We start from the raw sequence: 21343 nt of genomic DNA, 5'->3' as shown, positions 1-21343 counted from the left end.
CTCGAAATGTGTGATGGGAAATCAGAAAGCCGCCCTGCGCACGCGGCCGCCGCGGACGGTCAGGAGCGCGCGGGCCGCGCGCTCGGCATCGCGCGCCGAGGCGAAATGCTGACCGTCGAGACTGTCGAAAGCGCGCTCGGACGAGAAAAAGCTGAAGCCGCGCTCGTCAGCGGTGACGATGCCTGCGGTGCGGTTATGGACCTCGATGATATAGGCTTTGGACATGATTGATCGTTCGCCGCCTGCCTGCGGCGCTCCTGTCTGATCTGCTGATGTATTGAAGGCGTTGCGTTCGGCTGCAGCGATCAGCAACAGGCCCCGGTCGCCGCAGAGAAGCAGCGTCCGGCAAGGCGCTTGCGCACCAGGCAACGGGCTGCGTTTGTGGTTCTCATCTCGGTGATCCAGGGGTGAGCGATGATGGCGATGAATATCCGCGCCGGAGGCCGTGCGGTCAATGAAATGGAACTTCAAAGATCGTGAACCGGCGCATCGTTTGTTTCAGGACCAGACACGCCGAAGCAAATTTCGCTCGCAACCCCCGCCAGCTCGGACTGCGACTAATTTGCACGGGGCGATGCCGCGCGTGCGCCGCAGAACGCCGCCTGATCAGGGATCTGGAGAATCATTGCGCTCTTCGACAGGAACCCTTCCGTCCGGCGCCGGTTGCGGTCCTAGACGACGCGACGTCCCATCCCCGAGGGAGACTCAACTCATGGCAGTCCAGATCGTGATGGATCGAACAGGCGACAGCCGCTACCCGTTCGATCCGGCAAGCCCGGCACAGGTCGCGGAGGCCGAGCGGCTGTTCCGGCATCTGACCGACCGCGGCTTCACCGCCACGGCCCGCGTCGCACCTGGACGATTGGAGATCATCCGTTCGTTCGACCCGGGCGTGGAAGAAAGCGTGTTCTTCCCGCGGCTCGTCGGCGGTTAGCAGCACCGATCATGTTCGCGGCCATTCGATCAAAGCAGCGCGCCTTGCTGCGCCGGCTCGCGGTGCAGAACCTGTTCTGCCACCACCAAGCCCACCGCACGCCCGACGGCCGGTCGCGACGCCTCTTGCAGCAATGGCTGACGCCACTGCAGTGGAAGCAGTTGACCACCCGCGGATATTTCGACGTCATCGGCTCCCAGAGCGGCAGCCGCTACCGGATCTACACGGGCTCGGCGATGAATGTCTGCCTGCTCGACGACAAGGGACGCGCTCGCCGGGGCCTCTGCTTCGTTCCGGTCGGCGACCTGCCTGCCGGCGACGTCATGCTGGCCCAGAAGCTCGCGCTGGAGCTATGCGAGGACAGCGCGATCACGGTCGCGAAGGAATTCGTCCCGCGCTCATCCTACTGGATCTGACCGCCTCGGCGTACCCTTCCCACGCGTCGTCGCCATTCGATCATGCGTTGCCGCCCCTGCAGATCAGCATCCGCCGGGGCGACCAGGTCGCAGGGATCCGGCGCTCACGGATGGCGTCGTGCCTCTCATCACGGCGAGTTCGAGCTTCCACCAATTCACAACCGGTAGAAGCGCGCCGCATTGTCGTGGAACAACTTGCGGCGATCGCCGGCGGCAAATCCGGACGTGATCGTCTTGAAGGCCTCGAACAGCCTGTCATAGCTGCTGAAGAGCTTGTCCACCGGGAAGTTGCTCGCGAACATGCAGCGGTCCACGCCGAACATCTCGATCGCCGACAGCACATAGGGACGAAACGACTCTACGGTCCAACTCCAGTCGCCCATTCCCAGACCCGAGATCTTGCAGGCGACATTCGGCGCCTGAGCCAACAGCTTCATGCCCGTCTTCCACGCCTCGAAATGGTCGTGGCCGTCGACCTGCATGCCGGTATGGTTGAGGATGATCTGCGTGTCCGGGAAGTCGCGTGCCAGCTCATAGGCCTCCTGCATCTGCGGATAATAGATCTGCAGATCGAAGGACAGGCCGAGGTCACGCAGCAAAGCGAAGCCGCGCCGCCACTCTGGCTCGCGGCAGACGCCGGGACGGTCGAGATAGGTCTTGGCCGGATCGGGATGATAGTTCAGCGACTGCCGGATGCCGCGGAAGTTCGGATAGGCCAGATGCGCTTCGAGCACGTCGCGCACATTCGGCTGCGCCAGATTGGCATAGCCGACAATGCCATGCGGGAAGCCGTTCTGATCGGCCACGGCCTGCAGCCATTTCGTTTCACCGACGGGATCGTCGGGATCGAACCCGACGTCGAGATGAACCGACTTGACAACGTTCTGGTTCTTGCAATCGGCAAGGAAATCCTCGACCAGATAGCTGTGGCAGATCGCCGTGTAGTCGCCGAACGCAGCCGGCTTCACACCGTCCTGCAGCCAGGGATAGCGGTGATTCTCGAGATCATAGAGATGATGGTGCGGATCGATGATGGGAAAGTCGGACATGGTGGCATCCTGAAGCAGGGACAGGCCGGGCGTGGGTTGCGGATGCCTGAGGACGCAGGCACCCGCTGCGATGTCGCTGCGATCAGTAATCACCCGCCGACGGCGGATAGACGCGCTTCAGCTTGGCCTGCGCTTCCGGTGTACCGACATTGCTTGATGTCACCAATGCGAGCGGCAATGGCAGGCTCTGGGTCACGGCCGCTCCCGTCAGCGCGTTATAGACCTGCTGCACCGCTTCGATCCCCTGCCCGCCGGCTTCCTGCAGGAACAGCCCCTGGACGACGCCCTCGCGCAACAGCTTGACGGTGGTCGGGCTGCCGTCGGCGGTGGCAAGGCCGACCTTGCCGACCAGGCCACGGGTCTGCAGCGCCTTGGCGGCGCCGGTCGCGGCTTCGTCATACATGCCGTAGATCGCCTTCACGTCGGGATGTGCGGTGAGGAGATCGTTGGCCTGGTCGACCGCCTCGCGCACCGTGAGACCCTTGGTCTGCAGGATCTGGACGAGCTCACAGCCGTCGGCCTGGAAGGATTCCTTGGCGCCGGCGAGATATTTCTGCGCGTTCTCGCGATCTTGCGGCAGCGACAGCATGCCGACCTTGTTGCCGCCGCGCTCCTTCGCAAGCGCACAGACGAACTTGCCTTCGGCCTTGCCGCCCTCGAAATTATTGGCGGTCACGGCCGACGTGTAGTCGGTTTCGCCCGGCTGCGGGCCGATGCCGGCAAAGGCAATCGGGATCTTCTTCTCCTTCAACAGCCGCAGTACGGGGGGCGTGCTGGTGGAGCTCACCGGGCCCATCACGATGGCGTCGACGCCGCGGGTGATGGCGGTCCGCACATTCGTCATCTGGTCAGCCGGCGAGTTGTGTGAGTCCATCTCGATATAGGTCATGCCGAGCTCGGCCGCCTTGGTCTTGGCGCCGTAGCCGACCCACTGCCAATAGGAGATGTCCAGCGACGGTGCGATATAGGCCACCGTGAACGTCTTGGCGCCTTCAGCCGCCACGGGCTGCGCGACCGAGGCGATGACCGCAGCGACGGCAAGCGCGAACAAGCGATGAGATCGTCGATTCATGATTTCCTCCGTGTTTTTTGGTGGTTCCGCAATTTCGCAGTCTCAGCTGCGGACCTTCGTGGCGCGATCGATCAGGACTGCGACGAGAATGACGGCTCCCGTGACGGTTCCCTGCCAGAAGCTGTTGATGCCGATCAGGTTGACGCCGTTCTGGATCACCGTGATCATGATCGCGCCGAGCATGGCGCCGATCGCCGAGCCGGTGCCGCCGAACAGGCTGGCGCCGCCGATCACGCAGGCCGCGATCGCCTGCAGCATGAGGTTGGCGCCGGCGGTCGATTCCGAGTTGCTGATATAAGACAGGCTCAGAAGGCTGGCGAAGGACGCCGCCACGCCGGACGCGACATAGACTCCGAAGCGCACGCCATGCACGGGAATGCCGAGCAGCCGGGCGGCCTTGTCGTTACTGCCGATGGCGAACACCCAGCGGCCGACGACGAGCTTGCGCAGGACACATTCGAGCGCGATCACGGCGAGCGCGCAGAACAGCACGAAGTTGGTAATACCCGGGATCATCTCGCCGCCATTGAGCGTCCAGAAATTCGGATCGGCGATCGCAATCGAGTGGCCGTTGGTAATCACGAAGGACAGGCTGGCTCCGATCGCATAGGTGATCAAGGTGACGACGAAGGGTGCGAGGCCGACAACCGTGACGAGGCCACCATTGATCGCGCCGACCGCAAGCCCGACACCGAGGCTGATCAAACAGACCACCGGCCACGGCAGGGCGGCAGAGAAGCAGAGGCCGGCCACCATGCCGGTCAAGGAAAACGTCGAGCCGACCGACAGATCGATCCCGCTGGTCGCGATCACCAGGAACACGCCGAGCGACATCAGGATCAGCGGTGCCGCGGCCTGGGCGATGTTGGCGAGATTGCCCCAGGTCAGAACATAGGGCGACCAGAAGCTGATGCCGACCAGGAGAACCACGATGGCCATCGCGATCGCGATCTCCGTGCGATAGATGCGCGTCAGGCGTACGACGAGCGAGGCGCGCTTGCCCGGCTGCGGCCGGTCGGCCGCGCGCTGATCGATCACCACTTCCGTCATGCTGCCCTCTTGCTTGCCCATGCGCAGATGTTCACGCCGCCATTCCGGTCGCGCGCGACAGCGACACCTCATCGAGTTCGTCGCGATCGAGAACGCCGCTGGCCTGGCCGCTGAGATCGAAGGCGACCACCCGGTCGCACACCGCAATCAGCTCGGTGAATTCGGTGGACCACCACACCACAACGCAGCCGGCGGCGGCGGCATCGCGGATCATCGCGTAGATCTCGCGCTTGGTGCCGATGTCGACGCCGCGCGTCGGCTCCTCCAGCACCAGGATCTTCGGCGCCGGCGCGAGCCAGCGTGCCAGCAACAGCTTCTGCTGTGTGCCCCCGCTCACGGTTTGCGGCAGCGCGTCGATCGAGCTGGCTTTGATGGAGAGCATGTCAAGCGCCGTCTGCGCGGCCGTCGCCTCCCTGGACGAAGCCAGAATGCGACGGTCCGCCACCCGAGCGGCCGCGACGATGTTGTCGAGGATCGGCAGGGTCGCGAGAATGCCCTTCTCCGCGCGATCGCCGGAGACATAGCCGACCCCTGCCCTGATCGCTTCGGCCGGACTTGGGAATCTCACATCGATACCGTCGATCGTGATCTGCCACGCCGCGGGCCGGCTCGCCCCGATCAGGGTCTCGATCACGCCGGACGGTCCGGCCGGCGCACCGGCGAGCCCGAGCACCTCCCCCGAGGCGACGCTCAGCGACACACCTGGACTGCGCAACACAATCTGCATACGCGCGGACGCAGCCGGCGCGCCGCGCGGCGCAGGAGGCGACACCGCACTGCTCTTCTGCCCCATCGCCTCGACGATGGCCTCGTCACTGATGTCGGAGAGAGCCACGCGGTCGAGCACGGAGCGCCCGTCGCGCAACACAGTGCAGACATCGGCGAGCGCGCGGATCTCGCCCATGCGATGCGACACCAGCAGCGTGCTGATGCCCTGCTGCGCCAGCCTGCGCAGAATGCCGAACAGCCGCTCCGTCTCGGAAAAGGTCAGGTTGGCGGTCGGCTCGTCCAGCAGCAGCACGCGCGCCCCGGAGCTCAGCGCCCGCGCAATCTCGACAAACTGCCGCTCGTGCAGGTCGAGCTGCGCCACCGGCCAATCCAGCGTCCGCTCCGCCAATTCCTCGTCGACCAGCGCCAGCGCGGCGCGGGCCTCCGCGTAGCACGCGGCCTCGCCGAGCCGCGCGAAGGCGCACTTGCGATGCGGCAGATAGATGTTCTCGGCCACTGACAGATGCGGCAGCAGCGCCAGCTCCTGAAACACGACAGCGATCGCGTTGGGGTTCGGATCGAGCCGGCCATCGATGCTGATCGACCCGGCATCAAGGCGGTGCGACCCGGATATGATCCGGATCAGCGTCGACTTGCCGGCTCCGTTGCCGCCCAGCAGCGCGTGGATTTCGCCACGGCGGATCCGCAGATTGGCTCCGCGCAGGACGTGCGTGGCACCAAAGCTCTTTTCGATTTGCTTGGCTTCGAGGACGAATGCCGTGGCATTCGTCCCGGCCTGGGTCTCACGCGGGGCTGACATTTCGGGATTCACGTTCTCACCTGCACCACGATGCGTCAGAGGAAACCGATCGACAGCCACGGGATGAAGGCGACGAGCAGAAGGCCGAGCACCAGCGCGCCGAGATAGGGCCAGATGCGCGCCAGTCCGGCATTGGGATCGATCTGGCCGATCGAGCACGCCGCGTAGTAGCCGAGCCCGAAAGGCGGCGCGAACAGGCCGATGCCCATCGCGAGGATGATCACCATCGCGTAGTGCACCTCGTGCACGCCGAGCAGCTTGGCGGCCGGGAACAGCAGCGGCCCGAACAGGACCATTGCGGGAAGACCTTCGAGAATGCTGCCGAGCAGGACGAACACGGCGATGGAGATCAGGAGGAAGCCGTATTTGCCGCCGGGAACCGATGTCATCATCGCCGCCAGCGCATGCGAGAAGTTCGACTGGGTCAGCGCCCAGGCCATCGCGGTGGCCGCGCCGATGATGAAGAGAATCGCGCCCGACAAGGCCGCAGTGTGGACCAGCGCCGGGTAGAGCTTGCGCCAGTCGAAGCGGCGGTAGACGAGCAGCCCGACGATGACGGCATAGGCGATGCCGATGGTCGACACCTCGGTCGCGGTCGCCACGCCTTCCGTGACGGCGGTCCGGATCAGCACCGGCAGCAGCAGAGCGGGGATCGCTGTGATGAGCGCGGCGCGGATCGTGCCCCAGGACGGGCGCGGACGAATGACGCTCTCCGGCTCGACCATGCGCCGCTTGGCAACGATCGCCAGCGCCGCCGCCAACACCAGGCCTGGCAGAATGCCACCGGTGAACAGCGCCGAGATCGAGACGCCGGCCACCGAGCCGATGATGATCAGCACGATCGACGGCGGGATGGTCTCGGCCATCGCGCCGGAGGCGGCGAGCAGCGACACCAGCTCGCCATCATGAATGCCGCGCCGCTTCATGTCGGGAAACAGCACCGGCGCAACTGCGGCCATGTCGGCCGTCTTCGCACCGGAGATGCCGGACACGAGCAGGATGGCGCCGAGCAGCACATAGGACAGCCCGCCCCGGACATGCCCGACCAGCGAGACGAGGAAGCCGACCATCGCCTCGGCCATCCGGGTCATCACGATCAGGTGCCCGAGCAGGATGAACAGCGGGATCGCGAGCAGCACCAGCGAAGAGACGCCTTCATCGATCCGGCTGGTGACGACCTCGAGCGGCGCGGTCGTGACCGTCAGCAGATAGGCAATGGTGGCGAGGCCGAAGCAGAACGCGATCGGCACGCCGGCAAGCACGGCCGCGCCCAGCAGCAGCGCGAAGAAGACGATCAGGTTCCAATTGCCGAGAGCCTTCAGCGCCGGAGCGGTGCCCCACAGCACAAGCGCGACTGTCGCAAGCAGCACCAGCGCGATCGCGAGATCGCGCGAGGCGTGGCGGGTCATGCGCAGCAGCGCGGTCGCGAGCATCAGGCCGATGCCGACCGGCACGGCGCCGGCCCGCAGGCTATCGGACAGGCCGAGCGCCGGCGTCTCGACGAAGGACTGACCATTGGCGTAGTCGATAGCCGGATGCAGCAGGATTCCCATGAACAAGGCCGGCGCCATCAAAGCGAGACATTCCAGCACGGCACGCACGCGCGGACTGACGCGGTCGACCAGGGCCGTCATCCGCATGTGCTCACCGCGGCTGAGCGCGAGCACCGCGCCGAACATGGCGAGCCAGAGAAAGGTGATCGACGCGAGCTCATCGGCCCAGGTCAGCGGCCGGTTGAAGACGAAACGCGACATCACGCCGGTGAAGAGAATTCCGACTTCCGCGACCAGGGCGACGATCGCCGGAATCTCGATCAGCCTGGTCAGCGCCCGTTCGAGACCGTCGACGACGCCGTGCTTGGTGGAGGCCGTCAGAGACATGTCGACGCTGTTCATCCGAGCTCTCCCACATTCGACTGCAGGATCGTCCAGGCCTCCTCGCCGAACTTGCCGCGCCAATCCTTGTAGAAGCTGCTCTTGCCGAGCGCGGCACGGAACGCGGTCTTGTCGACATCGACGAAGGTGAAGCCCTTGGCGGCCAAGTCGGCACGCAGGCTCTGGCTCAGCGCGGCAATATCGGCGCGCTCGTCGTCGGCCGATGCGTTGAACTCGCGCGTGACGATCGCCTGCAGATCGGCGGGCAGCCGCGTGAACGCAGCGCGGTTGCAGAGAATCCAATAGGCGTCCCAGACGTGGCTGGTGAGCGAGCAGTATTTCTGGACCTCGTAGAGCTTGGCGGTGGCGATGATCGGCAGCGGGTTTTCCTGCCCCTCGACCACCTTGGTCTGCAGCGACGTGTAGACCTCGTTGAAATTGATCGGTGTCGGACCGGCGCCGAGGGCCTGGAACAGGCTTGTCAGGATCGGCGCAGCCGGCACGCGAATCTTGAAGCTCTTGAGATCGTCCGGTGTCCTGATCTCACGGGTCGAGGACGTGACCTGGCGGAAGCCATTGTCCCAGGGCTTGGAGAGCGCGATCGCGCCGGTCTTCTCGATGTCCTTGCGGATATGATCTCCGAGGCTGCCGTCCATCGCCTTCCACACCTGATCGTAGGAGGAGAAGGCAAAGCCGGTGTTGACGATGCCGGCGAGCGGCACGCGCGTAGCGAGCACGGAGCTCGCGATATTGATCGCGTCGACCGCGCCGACCCGGACCTGCGAGATCAAGTCCGTATCCGATCCGAGCTGATTGGCCGGATAGAGATTGATCTCCAGGCGGCCGCCGCTGGCGTCCTTGATGCGGTCGGCGGCCTCTCGCGCCCGCTTGTTGACCGGATGCGACGGATCCTGCCCGGTCGCGAGCTTCATCGTGAACTCCGCCGCCTTCGCGTAGCGCGAGATCGCGAATGTGAAAGGCAGAGCAGCAGCTGCCGTGATCAATTGCCGACGCGTCGTCCCCTTGCGCATTGCCGTCCCTCCAATATGATATTGTTTGTTATGATCCGGCACTGCAGCGCGCCGGCGGGTCAATGAGAGCGGATGGCCCGCTATTTGAGCCAGGCCTTCACCTGCTTCGCGACCTCCGAAAGCGAGATGCCGTAGCGGTCGTGCAGCGTCGGCAACGCGCCTGCGTCGAGGAACGCGTCCGGCAGGCCGATCTGCCGGAACGGCACATGCACGCCCGCCCGCATCAGCAGGCCGGCGACGGCCTCGCCGAGGCCGCCGATCACCGTGTGATTTTCGGCGACCACCACCAGGCGGCCCGACCGGCCCGCCTCGCGCCGGATGGTCTCTGCATCGAGTGGCTTGATGGTCGGGACGTGCAGCACGGCGACGTCGACGCGATCATCAGACAGCGCCTTGGCCGCCTCGAGCGCGCGCATGGTCATCAGGCCGGAGGAGATCATCAGCACGTCGCGGCCGTCGCGCAGCAGCTTGGCCTTGCCGAGCTCGAATGTGTAGTCGTATTCATCGAGAACGAGAGGCACCTGGCCGCGCAGCAGCCGCATATAGACCGGGCCCTGATGCGCCGCCATGGCCGGCACGACCTGCTCGATCTCATGCGCGTCACAGGGATCGATCACGGTCATGTTCGGCATCGCCCGCATCAGCGCGAGATCCTCGGCCGCCTGGTGGCTCGGGCCGTAGCCGGAGGTCAGGCCGGGCAGCGCGCAGACGATCTTCACATTGCGATCTTCCTCGGCGATCGTCTGATGGATGAAGTCATAAGCGCGGCGCGAGGCGAACACGGCGTAAGTGGTTGCGAACGGCATGAACCCTTCGGCGGCCAAGCCGGACGCGGCGCCGAACAGGAGCTGCTCGGCCATGCCCATTTGATAATAGCGCTCGGGGAATTCCTTCGCGAAGATATGCAGGTCGGTGTACTTGCCGAGGTCCGCGGTCATGCCGAGCACATCGGGCCGGCGGCGCGCCAGTTCGACCAGCGCGTGGCCGAACGGCGCCGGCCTGGTGCGCTGGCCCTCGGAGGCAATCGAGGCGATCATCGCCGATGTCGTCAGGCGCGGCTTGCTCAGATCCGGTGCGGGTCTTGTCGATTTCATCACGGCCTCCCGGCGTCGAGTGCGGCGATCGCGAGCTGCCACTCATGCGGCTCGACGCGAATGAAATGGTTCTTCTCGCGCTGTTCCAGGAACGGCACGCCCTTGCCCATCAGCGTGTCGGCCACGATCATACGCGGCCTCGGCGCCTCGTGGGTCTTCGCGGCGTCGAAAGCGGCGACCACGGCATCGAGGTCATTGCCGTTGACGCGCTGCACGAACCAGCCGAATGCCTGCAGCCGATCGACGAGCGGCTCGAAACCCATGACCTGGGTCGAGGGCCCGTCGGCCTGCTGATTGTTGACGTCGACGATCGCAATCAGGTTGTCGAGCTTGTAGTGGCTGGCGGACGAGATCGCCTCCCACACCGAGCCTTCGTCGAGCTCACCGTCGGAAAACAGGGTGTAGACGCGTGAGGTCGAGTTTTTGCGCTTCAGGCCGAGCCCCATGCCGACGGCGATGCTGAGCCCAAGACCCAGCGAGCCACCTGACATCTCCATGCCGGGCGTGTAGGACGCCATGCCGGACATCGGCAGCCGGCTGTCGTCGCTGCCATAGGTTTCGAGCTCGGCCTCGGGAACGATGCCGGCCTCGATCAGCGCGGCGTAGAGCGCGATCGCGTAATGGCCGTTGGACAGCAGGAAACGGTCCCGCTCCTCCCAATTGGGATCTTCGGGCCGATAGCGCATTGCGTGGAAATAGGCCGTTGCCAGCACGTCGGAGATGTCGAGCGCCTGCGCGATATAACCCTGCCCCTGCACCTCGCCCATGCGCAGCGCATGGCGGCGGATATTGTGGGCGCGCTGCGCCAAAGTCGGCGCGTTGACGAGCCGATGAGTTGCGGTATCCATTGTCTCAGACCTTGCTAGTGAATCAGCATGCCGCCATTGACGTCGATGACCGCGCCGGTGACGTAGGCGGACAGGTCAGACGCCAGGAAGGTGTAGATGCCGGCGACATCGTCGGCGGTGCCGAGGCGGTTCAGCGGAATGCCCTCGAGAATCTTGGCCTTCATGTCGTCGGTCAGCTTGCCGGCGGTGATGTCGGTGCCGATCAGGCCCGGCGTCACGCAATTGACGCGGATGCCGTCTGGGCCGAATTCGCGCGCCATGGCCTTGGCGAGGCCGAGCACGCCGGCCTTCGCCGCGGAGTAATGCGGGCCGCCGAAAATGCCGCCGCCGCGCTGCGCCGAGACCGACGACATGCAGGCGATCGAGCCCTGCTTGCGGCCGCGCATATGCGGGATCACCGCCTGCGACAGGAACAGCACGCCCTTGAGGTTGACGTCCTGGATACGCTCCCAGTCGTCCGGCGTGATGTCGAGCAGCTTGACCGGCTGGGTGATGCCGGCATTGTTGATGAGAATGTCGATGACGCCGAACTTGGCGATGACTTGTGCGACGGCGTCATTGCAGGAGCTCTTGTCGGCGACATTGCAGCCGAGCCCGAGATGCGCAGCGCCGAGCGTCGCGGCTGCATCGGCCGCCGCCGCGGCGTCGATGTCGAGAATGGCGACGCGCGCGCCTTCGGCAGCGAACCTCCGCGCGGTCGCGAGCCCGATGCCGCGCCTGGACGCTGCGCCCGAGATGATCGCCGTCTTGCCGCTGAGCAGCATCCTTGGTCCTCCCAAAGTGTCGTTGTGTTGGGCTGACCATGGCGGGCCGGACCGGCGGCGACAAACGCGCAGTTGTCATGGATAGATGAATCTGGTTCACTTATAGAATGCTGTCCAACGTCCCGATCTCGTCAATCAAGGCCTTCGAGGCCGCTGCGCGGACTGGTTCTTTTCGCGATGCAGCGAATGAACTTCATCTGACCCCGAGTGCGGTCAGCCACGCCATCCGCAAGCTGGAGGCGACCTTGCGCACGGTCTTGTTCGAACGCACGGCCCGCTCGGTGCGGCTGACGCCGGCTGGCGAGAACCTGATGCGCCATGCCGGTGCCGCGTTCGATCAGTTGCGCCGCGGCCTCGAAGAGGTCGCCGCGCGCGGTCCGCAATTGGTCCGCGTCCATTCAGCGCCGAGCTTCGCGGCGCAATGGCTGACGCCGCGTTTGGCGCGGTTTCTCGCCGCCCACCCCAAGCTCGAGGTGCGGCTGGCCGCCAATACCGACTATGCCCGGTTCAAGACCGACGATTTCGACATCGACATCGTCTATGGCCAGCCGCATGCCGAAGGCGTCGAGATCGTTCCTCTGGCGGAGGAGACGGTCACGCCGCTTTGCGCCCCGGCGCTGGCAGCAACGATCAAGCAGCCCGCCGATCTGCTGGAACGCACGCTGATCCGCTCCGACGTCAAGCAGGTTCAATGGCATCAGTGGTTCGCGGCCAACGGTCTCGAGTCCCCAGCTTTGCACGGCATGCGCTTCGACCGCAGCTTTCTCGCCCTTGCGACCGCCGCTGAAGGCCTCGGCGTCGCGCTCGAATCCACCTTGCTGGCCGAGCGCGAGCTGGCGTCGGGGCGACTCGTCGCGCCGCTGGCCGGCCGCGCGACCGACATCCGCTACATCGGGCATCGTCTGGTCGTGCCGCGCAGCGACTACCAACGCAGTGCCGTGCGCGCTTTCGCCGACTGGATCATATCCGAGCTGCATCGAGAGCGCTGAGAAGCTCGCAGGGGTGCCCCGCCTGCCTTCTGCTCATTTGGGACGGCCTGCTCCCAGAAGGCGTCGGCGCAAGCTGCAAGTTGCAAGCTGGAGTCCAGCAGACTCGCATGCCAGGATTTTGTACAATGCGGCATGCCAACGTCAGCCCCAGAACAGGATGCCCCTCCAGCGGTGATCCGCAAGATCATCCATATCGACATGGATGCGTTCTATGCGTCCGTCGAGCAGCGGGACAATCCAGAGCTTCGCGGCAAGCCGGTGGCGGTCGGCGGTTCACGCGAGCGAGGCGTGGTGGCTGCCGCAAGCTATGAAGCCCGGAAGTTTGGCGTCCGCTCGGCGATGCCGTCGGTGACCGCAAAGCGCCAATGTCCAGACCTGATTTTTGTGAAGCCCCGCTTCGAGGTCTACAAGGCCATCAGCCTGCAGGTCCGCGCGATTTTCGCCGAGCACACGCCGCTCATCGAGCCTTTGTCGCTTGACGAAGCCTATCTCGACGTCACCGAGAACCTGCAAGGCATTCCGCTGGCGCGGGACATCGCCTTACGGATCCGGGAGACGATCAAGACCGAGACCGGTCTCAATGCCTCGGCCGGCATTTCCTACAACAAGTTCCTGGCGAAGCTCGCCTCGGATCACCGCAAGCCCAACGGTCAATACGTCATCTCTCCGGAGATGGGACCTGCTTTCGTGGAGACCTTGCCAGTCGGGAAATTCCACGGCATCGGCCCGGCCACAGCGGCAAAACTCACCGCGCTCGGAATCCGGACCGGACTCGACATCCGCCGCCAGTCACTCGCTTTCCTGCAGCAGCATTTCGGCAAATCCGGCGCGTATTATTATTGGATCTCGCGGGGAATAGATGAGCGTCCGGTCCGGGCCGACCGCATCCGGAAATCGGTCGGCGCGGAGACCACGTTCGTCACCGACCTGACGGAGCTGGAGCCCATGACGGCGGAGTTGCGCCCGCTGATCGACAAGGTCTGGCGCCATTGCGAAAGCACCGGCAAAAGCGGGCGAACAGTAACGTTGAAGGTGAAATTCTCCGACTTCGAGATCATCACCCGCAGCCGGTCACTGTTGTCGCCGGTGACCGGTCGCACGGATCTGGAGCGATTGGCGGTCGGGCTGCTTCAGGCCGAGATGCCGCTGCCAAAGCCGGTGCGGCTGTTGGGGGTCGCACTCTCGTCGCTGCAGCATCTGGACGACGCAGAACCTCAACTGGATTTCGGGCTGTGAGCGGCTACGGCGTCGAAAGAGCCGCCTGTTTGCTAATGACGAGTCTGGTTTGGCCAAATCCAGCAGTCACCAAAACTCCCGCAGATTGAACGGCCGCGGGAGCTTCGGTCCGAACGGCGCGGCGAAAACTGCCGCGCCGGATCGATCGCATCAGCTGCGATAGCGCTCGGCAACCACGGCGCTCGACAAATGCGGCAGCATGGTCTGCCGCGCGGCCTCCCACGCCTCGAACTCGGCGCCATCCGCAAGCGAGGGCACCGTGGCGAACTCACCGCGATCCAGGCCACGCAGCGCGGCATCGACCAGATCGGCCGCCGACATCACCCATTCCTTCGGCAGATTGCTGGCCGGCAGACCGGCGATGTCCCAGAACTCGGTGCCCGTTGCGCCGGGCAGCACCACCTGCACATGCACGCCGGTGCCGGCGAGTTCCTTGCGCAGCGACTGGCTGAAGGCAAGCACGAAGGATTTGGTGCCGCCATAGACGCCATTCAGAATCTCGGGACCGATTGCCACGATCGACGCGATGTTGACGATGGTGCCCTGCTTGCGCGCAACGAATTGCGGGACCGCCGCGTAAGTGAGCCGCAGCGGCGCGGTGACGTTGATGGCGACCATCTTCTCCATCTCTTCAACTGAGGCGCTGGCGAGCGGCGCCGCACTGCCAAACCCGGCATTGTTGATGAGATGCGTGATGGAGGCGTCGGTCTTCAGGACGTTCTCGACCTGGCTCAGGCCGGCGCGGTCGGTGAGATCGGCGACGAGCGTCCGCACCTTCACGCCGTGCTGAGTGGTCAGCTTGTCGGCGAGCGCGGCGAGCCGATCCTTGTTCCTGGCGACAAGGATCAGGTCGTGGCCGCGCGCGGCGAAGCGCGCAGCGTAGATGGCGCCGATCCCGGACGACGCTCCGGTGATTAGGACGGTCCCTTTGGTCTGGTTGGTCATGGCCGACTTCCCTCGCTAGCGTCCCGCCGAAGCGGCTGGAACAGATGGACCAGACCTACCCCTGGATTTTATCGTCTCAAATGTCATATAAACGGCAAATCAGGACATAACAACGGTATCATCATGCGCCACATCGGCTTCATCATGGAAGATGGCTTTCAGATCATGGCGATGGCCGCCTCAAGTGCGTTCGAATTTGCCAACATCCAGAGCGGCGAGAAGCTCTATCGCGTCAGCGTCATGTCCGAGAAGGGTGGCCCGATCCGGTCGACCTTGGGCGTGCGGATCGACACCGAACCGCTGGGAGACTTTCCCGATACGCTGATGGTGGTGGGTGAATTGCGGCCGCGGCCGTCGAGCCCGGGCTTGCGCGCCTATATCGCCGAGGCTGGTCAGAAGTGCCGCCGCGTCGCAGGCGTCTGCACCGGAGCCTTCCTGCTCGCCGAAGCCGGGCTGCTCGATGGCCGCAGCGCGACGACGCATTGGGCATATGCCAGCGACCTTCAGCAGCGCTATCCCGCCGTCAGGGTCGATGACGATCGCATCTTTGTCTCCGACGGCAATGTCTGGACGTCGGCGGGCATGACCGCGGCCATCGACCTGGCGCTGGCGCTGATCGAGGAGGATCACGGCGCCGAATTGTCGCGCGCCGTCGCGCGTCGGCTCGTGGTCTATCACCGCCGGCCGGGCGGCCAGTCGCAATTTTCGGCGCTGCTGGATCTGGAGCCGCGCTCCGATCGCGTGCGGCGCGCGCTCACTTACGCAAAGGAAAATCTGCGTAATGCCTTGAACGTCGAGGAGTTGGCCGAGGCCGCAAGCCTGAGCCCGCGCCAGTTCAGCCGCATCTTCCGCGACGAGACAGGACAGTCGCCGGCCAAGGCGGTTGAGCGTCTCAGGCTCGAAGCTGCCAAAGCGATGCTGGAAGAAGGACGGCATTCCCTGGACGTCGTGGCACGCGACACCGGCTTTGCCGATCGCGACCGGATGCGCCGCGCCTTTCTGCGCTTTTTCGGCCAGCCACCACAAAGCTTGCGTCGGAGCCTGCGGTTGATCGAGGGCGAGCCTCAGGAGACGGCAGACAACATGTCCTGAATGGGCGCTTCTGCGCGCTATAGCAGTCGGCACCGGATGCCAAGCTCTTGCTCTATCCCGAGGCCGGCTGCGCTTTCCTGTTTAAGAAATCGACGACGTCGCCGAAATGGACAGGTTACTGACGCGCTGATTGCAGAGCATCCCGGCACGCCTGTGCCGGGATGCAAATCGCGTCTCAGACTCCGAGCTTTGCCTTGGCGAGCGGCAGGCTGCGCACATGCCGCCCGGTCAGTGCGGCGACCGCGTTGACGACTGCGGGCGCAATTCCGGGCAGGCCGGGCTCACCGACACCGCCCATCGGGGCGCCGCTCTCGACGATCTCGACATGCACCGACGGCATCGCGCTGCGCGACAGGATCGGATAGTCGTCGAAATTATGCTGCTGGCGCCGACCGTCCTTGTAGACGAGCTCCTCGAACAGCGCCGCAGACAGGCCGAGCGCCGCCGCCGATTCCACTTGCGACGTGATGATCGCAGGATTGACGATGCTGCCGGGATCGAACGCGATCCAGAGATTGTGGACACGCACCTCGCCTTTCTGCAGCGAGACCTCCGCGATGGTCGCGGTCTCCGAGCCGAACGGCGACGCCAGCGCCACGCCGCGGGCGCGCTTGCCGCCCTCCGCCTCGTAAGGTCCGCGCTTCCAGCCGCCGGACATCCTGGCGACGGTTTCCAACAGTTTCAGATGGCGCGGCTTGTTCTCTAGCAGCGCGAGGCGCAGCTGATACGGATCCTTGCCGCCAGCATCGGCGATCTCGTCCAGGAAGCCTTCATAGAAGTAGTCGTTCATGGAGTGGCCGACCGAGCGCCAGAAGGCGATCGTCACGGGATGGGCGAACTTCACATATTCCATGCTCCGATTGGCAATCGCGTAGGGCTTCTCGACGAGGCCCTCGACAGCGGAGCTGTCGACCTTGCCGCCGGCGGTGACGCCGAACCAGCGTCCTATCGGCCCCTCGCCCACGGTGCGCACCTTGATCGCAATGGGGATGCCGTCCTTGTCGAGCGCCGCCTTGAAGCGGCTGAAGCTCAGCGGACGCAACGCGTCCATCTTGAACTCCTCCTCTCGCGACCACAACACCTTCACCGGACGCTTGGTGGCCTTGGCCAGCAGGATTGCCTGCTGGAACGGATTGGACGAGCCGTAAGCGAAGTGGCGGCCGAAAAAGCCGCCGAGCATCGGTGAGTGCAGGATCACCCTGTCCGGGGCAACATCCCCGACTTTCGCAGCGATGCTCTGGAACAGCTCCGGCATCTGATTGGGCACAAACAGCTCGAGCGTCCCATCGGCATTGAAGCGCGCCATCGACGATGGCGGCTCGAGCTGGCCGTGCGCCAGATAAGGCGCGTCATATTCGGCTTCAACGATCTTCGCTGCATTGGCAAAGGCTGCCGCGACGTCGCCATCCTTCTCGGCGGACAGGCCGCTCGCGTCCGACGCTTTCAGCGCGGCCAGAATGCCCGTCGACGAATAGTCGGCGGCCACGGCGTCGAACCCCGTCGCCGGCGCCTTGGACCACGTCACCTCCAGCGTCTCGACCGCCTTGCGCGCGCGATACCAGCTGTCGGCGGTAACCGCGACGGCGCCCGGCAGTCTGTGCACGGCGTGGACGCCCGGCATCGCGGCCACCGCAGACTCGTTGCTGACGCGTTCCGGCTCGGTCCCGAGCACCGGCGCATGCTGGATCGCCGCGTACAGCATGCCGTCGAGCTTCTGATCGATCGCATAGACCGCCTTGCCGGTCGATTTGGCGCGGACATCGAGCCGCGCCATCGGCTGGCGGATATAGCGGAAGGTCGCGGGATCGCGCAGCGCCACGTTCTCGGCCGGCGTCAACGCAAGCGCCTGTTCGGCGAGCTCGCCATAAGTCACGCGGCGGTTTGATCCGGCATGGACGACGTAACCGTCGTCGGTGGTCAACGTATCCGCCGTCACGCTCAGCTTTGCGGCCGCAGCGCGGATCAGCATGTCGCGTGCGCTGGCGCCGAGCCTGCGCATCACCTCGTAGCTCGACCGCGTCGAGAAGCTGCCGCCGGTCAGGCGCAGGCCGTTGAGAATGGCGTAATCCGGACCAGGCGGCGCGCATTCGACCTCGAAACGGCTCGGATGTACATCGAGCTCTTCACCGACGATCTGGGCGAGCCCGGTGTTGATGCCCTGCCCGCCTTCGACGAATGGGCTGAGCAGCTTGACCGTGTTGTCCTGGCCGATGACGAGGAACGCCGGCACGCGGGTGCCCGGCTTCACAGCCGCGGCGGCCTGTGCGCGCGCACCGAACGCCGGCAGCAACGTCCCAAGGACGAAGGCGCCTGCGCCGAGCCCGAGCAGACGGCGGCGCGACAGGTTGGTCACACCCCGATCAGGGATCAGCGGCATCACCGCGGACAGGTCGATCTTGAGGAGAGCGTTCATGGTCGTGTCTCCTCAGGCATGAGCTACGCGACGGATCGCTGCGGCAACGCGATTATAAGTGCCGCAGCGGCACAGATTGGTCATGGCATCGGCGATGTCGGCCTCGGACGGATGCGGGGTCTGCTTCAACAGCGCGGTCGCCGCCATCACCTGCCCCGACTGGCAATAGCCGCATTGCGGCACCTGATCCGTGACCCACGCCTCGACCACCTTGCGACCGACAGCATCCTGATCGATCGCCTCGATGGTCCGGATGTCGGCTGAGCCGATGCTATCGAGTGGAACTTGGCAGGACCGTGTCGCCTGCCCGTCGATCATCACCGTACAGGCGCCGCATTGCGCAATGCCGCAGCCATATTTGGTGCCGGTAAGCCCCAAAGTATCCCTGAGCACCCAAAGCAACGGGGTGTCGGCCTCGGCCGCAATCTCGTAGTCGCGGCCGTTCACGTGAATTCTGGTCATGGCGATTGCACCTCGGTTTGAGCCGACAGGCTACAGGCGATCGGACGGTTGGCGGATGACAAAAATCCGGCAGTTCCGGACATCATGGCGCAATTGGGCGGCCAGATCGGAGCCGTTCGCGCGAGAGGCTGACCGCACTTCTGGTATTTCGAAATCTGCCGGCCACGCCGTCCGGGTCGAAGCGACCGCTTCCGTGCTGACCTCAATGGGCCGAGCCTTGAATTTACTTTTGGTACGAAGTAATTCAGATGGACACGAGCGAGGACTGTGACGACGTGAAACGGGCCGACAGGAAAGTCGATTTGGCACTTAAGGAGGCCCCGCCTGTTGCGTCCAGGACCGGCACCGATCAGGAGGCCGAGCACAGGGCACAGACACGGCTATGGTTGCGGCTGCTCGCCTGCACGACGCTGATCGAGGGAGAGTTGAGGCGTCGATTCCGCGAGGAATTCGATTTCACCATGCCGCGCTTCGACGTGCTGGCTCAGCTCGATCGCGAACCCAGCGGGCTCGTTCTGGGCGAATTGCCCAAGCGCTTGATGGTCTCTGCCGGCAACCTCACCCCGATCGTCGACCGTCTGGTCGAGGATGGCTACATCACCCGCACGCCTTCGAACCTGGATCGGCGCGTCCAGATCATATGCATGACGGTCGAGGGCCGCAAAGCATTCAGGCGCATGGCGAAGCGGCACGGTGCATGGCTCGCCGAGCTGCTGGCGCAATTTCCGCCGGAACGGCTCGACGGGCTGACCTTGGAGCTTGATGATCTGAAGGGAGCCGTCAAGCAAGCGACACGAAAGCCTTAGGTCGCCGCCGTGATCAGTTGGCGCGGCTGAGCTCGACGAAAAGCGCAAAGACTGTCGAGCAGCAGCGGGCAAGACAATCACTGCCGCCGAACACGAATCCCGGCCGCGTCGCGATCCCACGTGTCAGCGGTCACACCAGCCTCGCGCAACACGCCCTTCTTGATCTTGCCATTCTCCGTCAGCGGCATCTGCGCAACGATGCGCACATAGCGGGGCACCGCGAAATAGGCGATCATCGCCTCGCAATGCCTGATGACATCGACAGGCTCCAAGCTCTGTCCGGGCTCGAGCAGAATTGCGACGGCGACCTCATCCTCCCCCAGCTCCGATGGCAACGGGTAGACGGCGCAGGCCGCTACGGCAGGATGCGCCTGGATCGCCTGCTCGACCTCCCAGGACGATACGTTCTCCCCGCGCCGGCGGATCGAGTCCTTCATCCGATCGATGAAGCGAAAATGTCCGCTCGGCTCACGGACCACGCGGTCGCCGGAATGAAACCACAGGTTCCGCCATGCTTCGACGGTCTTCTCGGCCATGCCGTAATATCCGCTGGCAAAGGCGAATGGCTCCTTGGCGCGCAGAACGAGTTCGCCAGCCTCGCCGTCAGGCAGCTCCGTATCGTCCTCATCGACAATCCGGGCTTCGATCCCGTCCGCAAGATAGCCCATCGTCCCCGGACGATCGGATGGAATCGTTCCCGCAAATACGAAGTTCGTTTCCGTGGAGCCGTAGCCGTCGAGCAGGGGAACGCCGAACCGTTCGAAGAAGGATCGATGCACCTGCGCCGGCACACCGCCGCCAAGCGCGACGCGCAGGCCGTGCGTGGACTCCTCCTCCCGCTTCGGCTGCGCCAGCAGCATCGAGGCCATGGCGCCGAGCAGATAGCCCACGGTTGCCTGGTGCCGTCGCGCCGCCGCCCAATAACCCGAGGCGGAGAATTTCGGCTCCAGGACGTAGGTACATCCGTTCAGCATCGCCTGATAGAACGCATTCAACGCATTGGTGTGGAAGAGCGGCAGCGTCGTGAACAGCACATCGCCCTCGCGGAGGCCGAGCGCCCGCGCCGAATAGATACCCCACCAGAACATCTGGGCCTGCGGGCAGCAAACGCCCTTCGAAGGCCCGGTCGTGCCGGACGTGTAGAGGATGGCCACCGTGTCGGCCGGGCGTATCGCGCCAGCGCATGCACAGGCGCCGAGCGGCGGCAGCGGGACAGCTGACAGCGCGGTCTCCACGGCCGATCCGATGATCCAGATCGACGGCGGCAGTTGAACATCGGGCTCGATCGTCTCGATCGCCGCGAGATACGGAGCTTCGACGACCAGCAGCGCGGGGCGCGAGTTGCGAAGCACATGGGACAGTTGCAGACCTCGCAGCGCCGTATTGATCGGCACGACGATCGCACCAAGCCAGGCGCAGCCGAGATAGACCCGAAGAAACTCCGGCCGGTTCGAGCACATCAACGCGACGCGATCGCCCGGCTTGAGTCCGGCCTCGATCAGCGTCTGTGCCGATGCGGCGGCAATCTGGACCGTGTCCGCATAGGTCCAGCGCTCCTCCCCAGACACGAACAACACCCGCTCGCCGTAGTGTTCCGCCTGCCGTTGCAGAATCGCCGGAAGCACCCTTTCGGACGGCGAGAATCGCGCGACCGCGCGCGCCCAGCTCGGCAAGGCGTCACGCTCCGCGACGGGATCACATACGTCTGTCCGCACCTGCTACTCCGCTCAAGCGCCGACC

General features: G+C 64.8%; 20 protein-coding genes. 6 read left to right on the top strand and 14 right to left on the bottom strand.

What is annotated here, in order from left to right:
• Positions 1–21: 21 nt before the first annotated feature.
• A complete protein-coding gene (locus BBTA_RS15340; RefSeq protein WP_012043401.1) occupies positions 22–225 on the bottom strand; it encodes a hypothetical protein in 204 nt (67 codons plus the stop codon).
• Positions 226–712: 487 nt separating this feature from the next.
• Between BBTA_RS15340 and BBTA_RS15335 the strand changes: the two genes are divergently transcribed.
• Complete coding sequence (locus BBTA_RS15335; RefSeq protein WP_012043400.1) at positions 713–934, top strand: hypothetical protein; 222 nt, start codon at positions 713–715, stop codon at positions 932–934.
• 11 nt (positions 935–945) lie between these two features.
• Positions 946–1350 (top strand): hypothetical protein, encoded by a 405-nt coding sequence (locus BBTA_RS15330; RefSeq protein ID WP_049795364.1) that lies wholly within the window; start codon positions 946–948, stop codon positions 1348–1350.
• A gap of 155 nt (positions 1351–1505) precedes the next feature.
• Here the strand turns inward: BBTA_RS15330 and BBTA_RS15325 are convergent, their stop codons facing one another.
• The 9 genes from BBTA_RS15325 to BBTA_RS15285 all read right to left on the bottom strand — a co-directional run bounded on the left by BBTA_RS15325 (position 1506) and on the right by BBTA_RS15285 (position 11660).
• Complete coding sequence (locus BBTA_RS15325) at positions 1506–2399, bottom strand: amidohydrolase (RefSeq protein ID WP_012043398.1); 894 nt, start codon at positions 2397–2399, stop codon at positions 1506–1508.
• 82 nt (positions 2400–2481) lie between these two features.
• Entirely contained in the window at positions 2482–3471 is a 990-nt protein-coding gene (locus BBTA_RS15320; protein WP_012043397.1) for a substrate-binding domain-containing protein, read from the bottom strand.
• Between the two features lie 42 nt (positions 3472–3513).
• Positions 3514–4521: an ABC transporter permease gene (locus tag BBTA_RS15315; protein WP_041751450.1), complete on the bottom strand. Its 1008-nt coding sequence runs from the start codon at positions 4519–4521 to the stop codon at positions 3514–3516.
• 31 nt (positions 4522–4552) lie between these two features.
• A complete protein-coding gene (locus BBTA_RS15310) occupies positions 4553–6049 on the bottom strand; it encodes a sugar ABC transporter ATP-binding protein (protein ID WP_012043395.1) in 1497 nt (498 codons plus the stop codon).
• A gap of 35 nt (positions 6050–6084) precedes the next feature.
• Positions 6085–7944 carry a TRAP transporter large permease subunit gene (locus tag BBTA_RS15305; RefSeq protein WP_012043394.1) on the bottom strand — a complete coding sequence of 620 codons (1860 nt, stop codon included), beginning with the start codon at positions 7942–7944 and terminating at the stop codon, positions 6085–6087.
• Entirely contained in the window at positions 7941–8954 is a 1014-nt protein-coding gene (locus tag BBTA_RS15300) for a TRAP transporter substrate-binding protein (protein WP_012043393.1), read from the bottom strand. The genes BBTA_RS15305 and BBTA_RS15300 overlap by 4 nt, the downstream gene beginning before the upstream one ends.
• An 80-nt stretch (positions 8955–9034) precedes the next feature.
• Positions 9035–10048 (bottom strand): transketolase family protein, encoded by a 1014-nt coding sequence (locus BBTA_RS15295; RefSeq protein WP_012043392.1) that lies wholly within the window; start codon positions 10046–10048, stop codon positions 9035–9037.
• Entirely contained in the window at positions 10048–10896 is an 849-nt protein-coding gene (locus BBTA_RS15290) for a transketolase (protein WP_012043391.1), read from the bottom strand. Before BBTA_RS15290 ends, BBTA_RS15295 begins: the two co-directional genes overlap by 1 nt.
• Before the next feature lie 14 nt (positions 10897–10910).
• Positions 10911–11660, bottom strand: coding sequence for an SDR family NAD(P)-dependent oxidoreductase (locus BBTA_RS15285; protein ID WP_012043390.1), 750 nt, complete (start codon positions 11658–11660; stop codon positions 10911–10913).
• A 107-nt stretch (positions 11661–11767) separates the two neighbouring features.
• Here BBTA_RS15285 and BBTA_RS15280 point away from each other — a divergent pair, with 107 nt between their 5' ends.
• Both BBTA_RS15280 and dinB read left to right on the top strand, forming a co-directional pair.
• Positions 11768–12649 (top strand): LysR substrate-binding domain-containing protein, encoded by an 882-nt coding sequence (locus BBTA_RS15280; RefSeq protein WP_012043389.1) that lies wholly within the window; start codon positions 11768–11770, stop codon positions 12647–12649.
• 132 nt (positions 12650–12781) lie between these two features.
• Complete coding sequence (gene dinB, locus BBTA_RS15275) at positions 12782–13885, top strand: DNA polymerase IV (protein WP_041750659.1); 1104 nt, start codon at positions 12782–12784, stop codon at positions 13883–13885.
• Between the two features lie 150 nt (positions 13886–14035).
• On the opposite strand, the gene BBTA_RS15270 is transcribed toward dinB, so the two are convergent.
• Complete coding sequence (locus tag BBTA_RS15270) at positions 14036–14830, bottom strand: SDR family oxidoreductase (protein WP_012043387.1); 795 nt, start codon at positions 14828–14830, stop codon at positions 14036–14038.
• A gap of 123 nt (positions 14831–14953) precedes the next feature.
• Between BBTA_RS15270 and BBTA_RS15265 the strand changes: the two genes are divergently transcribed.
• On the top strand, positions 14954–15922 hold the full coding sequence (locus BBTA_RS15265; RefSeq protein ID WP_012043386.1) for a GlxA family transcriptional regulator: 969 nt from the start codon (positions 14954–14956) through the stop codon (positions 15920–15922).
• Positions 15923–16097: 175 nt separating this feature from the next.
• On the opposite strand, the gene BBTA_RS15260 is transcribed toward BBTA_RS15265, so the two are convergent.
• Together BBTA_RS15260 and BBTA_RS15255 are read right to left on the bottom strand one after the other, a co-directional pair.
• Positions 16098–18335: a molybdopterin cofactor-binding domain-containing protein gene (locus tag BBTA_RS15260; RefSeq protein WP_012043385.1), complete on the bottom strand. Its 2238-nt coding sequence runs from the start codon at positions 18333–18335 to the stop codon at positions 16098–16100.
• A 12-nt stretch (positions 18336–18347) separates the two neighbouring features.
• The gene (locus BBTA_RS15255; RefSeq protein ID WP_041750658.1) at positions 18348–18797 is read right to left on the bottom strand and encodes a (2Fe-2S)-binding protein; all 450 of its coding nucleotides are present in this window, start codon (positions 18795–18797) and stop codon (positions 18348–18350) included.
• Between the two features lie 248 nt (positions 18798–19045).
• Here BBTA_RS15255 and BBTA_RS15250 point away from each other — a divergent pair, with 248 nt between their 5' ends.
• On the top strand, positions 19046–19603 hold the full coding sequence (locus tag BBTA_RS15250; protein WP_244424428.1) for a MarR family winged helix-turn-helix transcriptional regulator: 558 nt from the start codon (positions 19046–19048) through the stop codon (positions 19601–19603).
• A 77-nt stretch (positions 19604–19680) separates the two neighbouring features.
• On the opposite strand, the gene BBTA_RS15245 is transcribed toward BBTA_RS15250, so the two are convergent.
• Positions 19681–21318, bottom strand: coding sequence for an ATP-dependent acyl-CoA ligase (locus BBTA_RS15245; protein ID WP_012043382.1), 1638 nt, complete (start codon positions 21316–21318; stop codon positions 19681–19683).
• Positions 21319–21343 lie beyond the last annotated feature (25 nt).

The sequence above is a fragment of the Bradyrhizobium sp. BTAi1 genome (assembly GCF_000015165.1).
Taxonomy (GTDB): domain Bacteria; phylum Pseudomonadota; class Alphaproteobacteria; order Rhizobiales; family Xanthobacteraceae; genus Bradyrhizobium; species Bradyrhizobium denitrificans.
Note: the sequence above shows the minus strand (reverse complement) of the source record. Positions and strands in the feature narration are given on the sequence as shown.

Bases quoted from the DNA above. Each gene is read 5' to 3' on its own strand.
- BBTA_RS15340 (WP_012043401.1), bottom strand. From the start codon at position 225: ATGTCCAAAGCCTATATCATCGAGGTCCATAACCGCACCGCAGGCATC.
- BBTA_RS15335 (WP_012043400.1), top strand. From the start codon at position 713: ATGGCAGTCCAGATCGTGATGGATCGAACAGGCGACAGCCGCTACCCG.
- BBTA_RS15330 (WP_049795364.1), top strand. From the start codon at position 946: ATGTTCGCGGCCATTCGATCAAAGCAGCGCGCCTTGCTGCGCCGGCTC.
- BBTA_RS15325 (WP_012043398.1), bottom strand. From the start codon at position 2,399: ATGTCCGACTTTCCCATCATCGATCCGCACCATCATCTCTATGATCTC.
- BBTA_RS15320 (WP_012043397.1), bottom strand. From the start codon at position 3,471: ATGAATCGACGATCTCATCGCTTGTTCGCGCTTGCCGTCGCTGCGGTC.
- BBTA_RS15315 (WP_041751450.1), bottom strand. From the start codon at position 4,521: ATGACGGAAGTGGTGATCGATCAGCGCGCGGCCGACCGGCCGCAGCCG.
- BBTA_RS15310 (WP_012043395.1), bottom strand. From the start codon at position 6,049: ATGTCAGCCCCGCGTGAGACCCAGGCCGGGACGAATGCCACGGCATTC.
- BBTA_RS15305 (WP_012043394.1), bottom strand. From the start codon at position 7,944: ATGAACAGCGTCGACATGTCTCTGACGGCCTCCACCAAGCACGGCGTC.
- BBTA_RS15300 (WP_012043393.1), bottom strand. From the start codon at position 8,954: ATGCGCAAGGGGACGACGCGTCGGCAATTGATCACGGCAGCTGCTGCT.
- BBTA_RS15295 (WP_012043392.1), bottom strand. From the start codon at position 10,048: ATGAAATCGACAAGACCCGCACCGGATCTGAGCAAGCCGCGCCTGACG.
- BBTA_RS15290 (WP_012043391.1), bottom strand. From the start codon at position 10,896: ATGGATACCGCAACTCATCGGCTCGTCAACGCGCCGACTTTGGCGCAG.
- BBTA_RS15285 (WP_012043390.1), bottom strand. From the start codon at position 11,660: ATGCTGCTCAGCGGCAAGACGGCGATCATCTCGGGCGCAGCGTCCAGG.
- BBTA_RS15280 (WP_012043389.1), top strand. From the start codon at position 11,768: ATGCTGTCCAACGTCCCGATCTCGTCAATCAAGGCCTTCGAGGCCGCT.
- dinB (WP_041750659.1), top strand. From the start codon at position 12,782: ATGCCAACGTCAGCCCCAGAACAGGATGCCCCTCCAGCGGTGATCCGC.
- BBTA_RS15270 (WP_012043387.1), bottom strand. From the start codon at position 14,830: ATGACCAACCAGACCAAAGGGACCGTCCTAATCACCGGAGCGTCGTCC.
- BBTA_RS15265 (WP_012043386.1), top strand. From the start codon at position 14,954: ATGCGCCACATCGGCTTCATCATGGAAGATGGCTTTCAGATCATGGCG.
- BBTA_RS15260 (WP_012043385.1), bottom strand. From the start codon at position 18,335: ATGAACGCTCTCCTCAAGATCGACCTGTCCGCGGTGATGCCGCTGATC.
- BBTA_RS15255 (WP_041750658.1), bottom strand. From the start codon at position 18,797: ATGACCAGAATTCACGTGAACGGCCGCGACTACGAGATTGCGGCCGAG.
- BBTA_RS15250 (WP_244424428.1), top strand. From the start codon at position 19,046: ATGGACACGAGCGAGGACTGTGACGACGTGAAACGGGCCGACAGGAAA.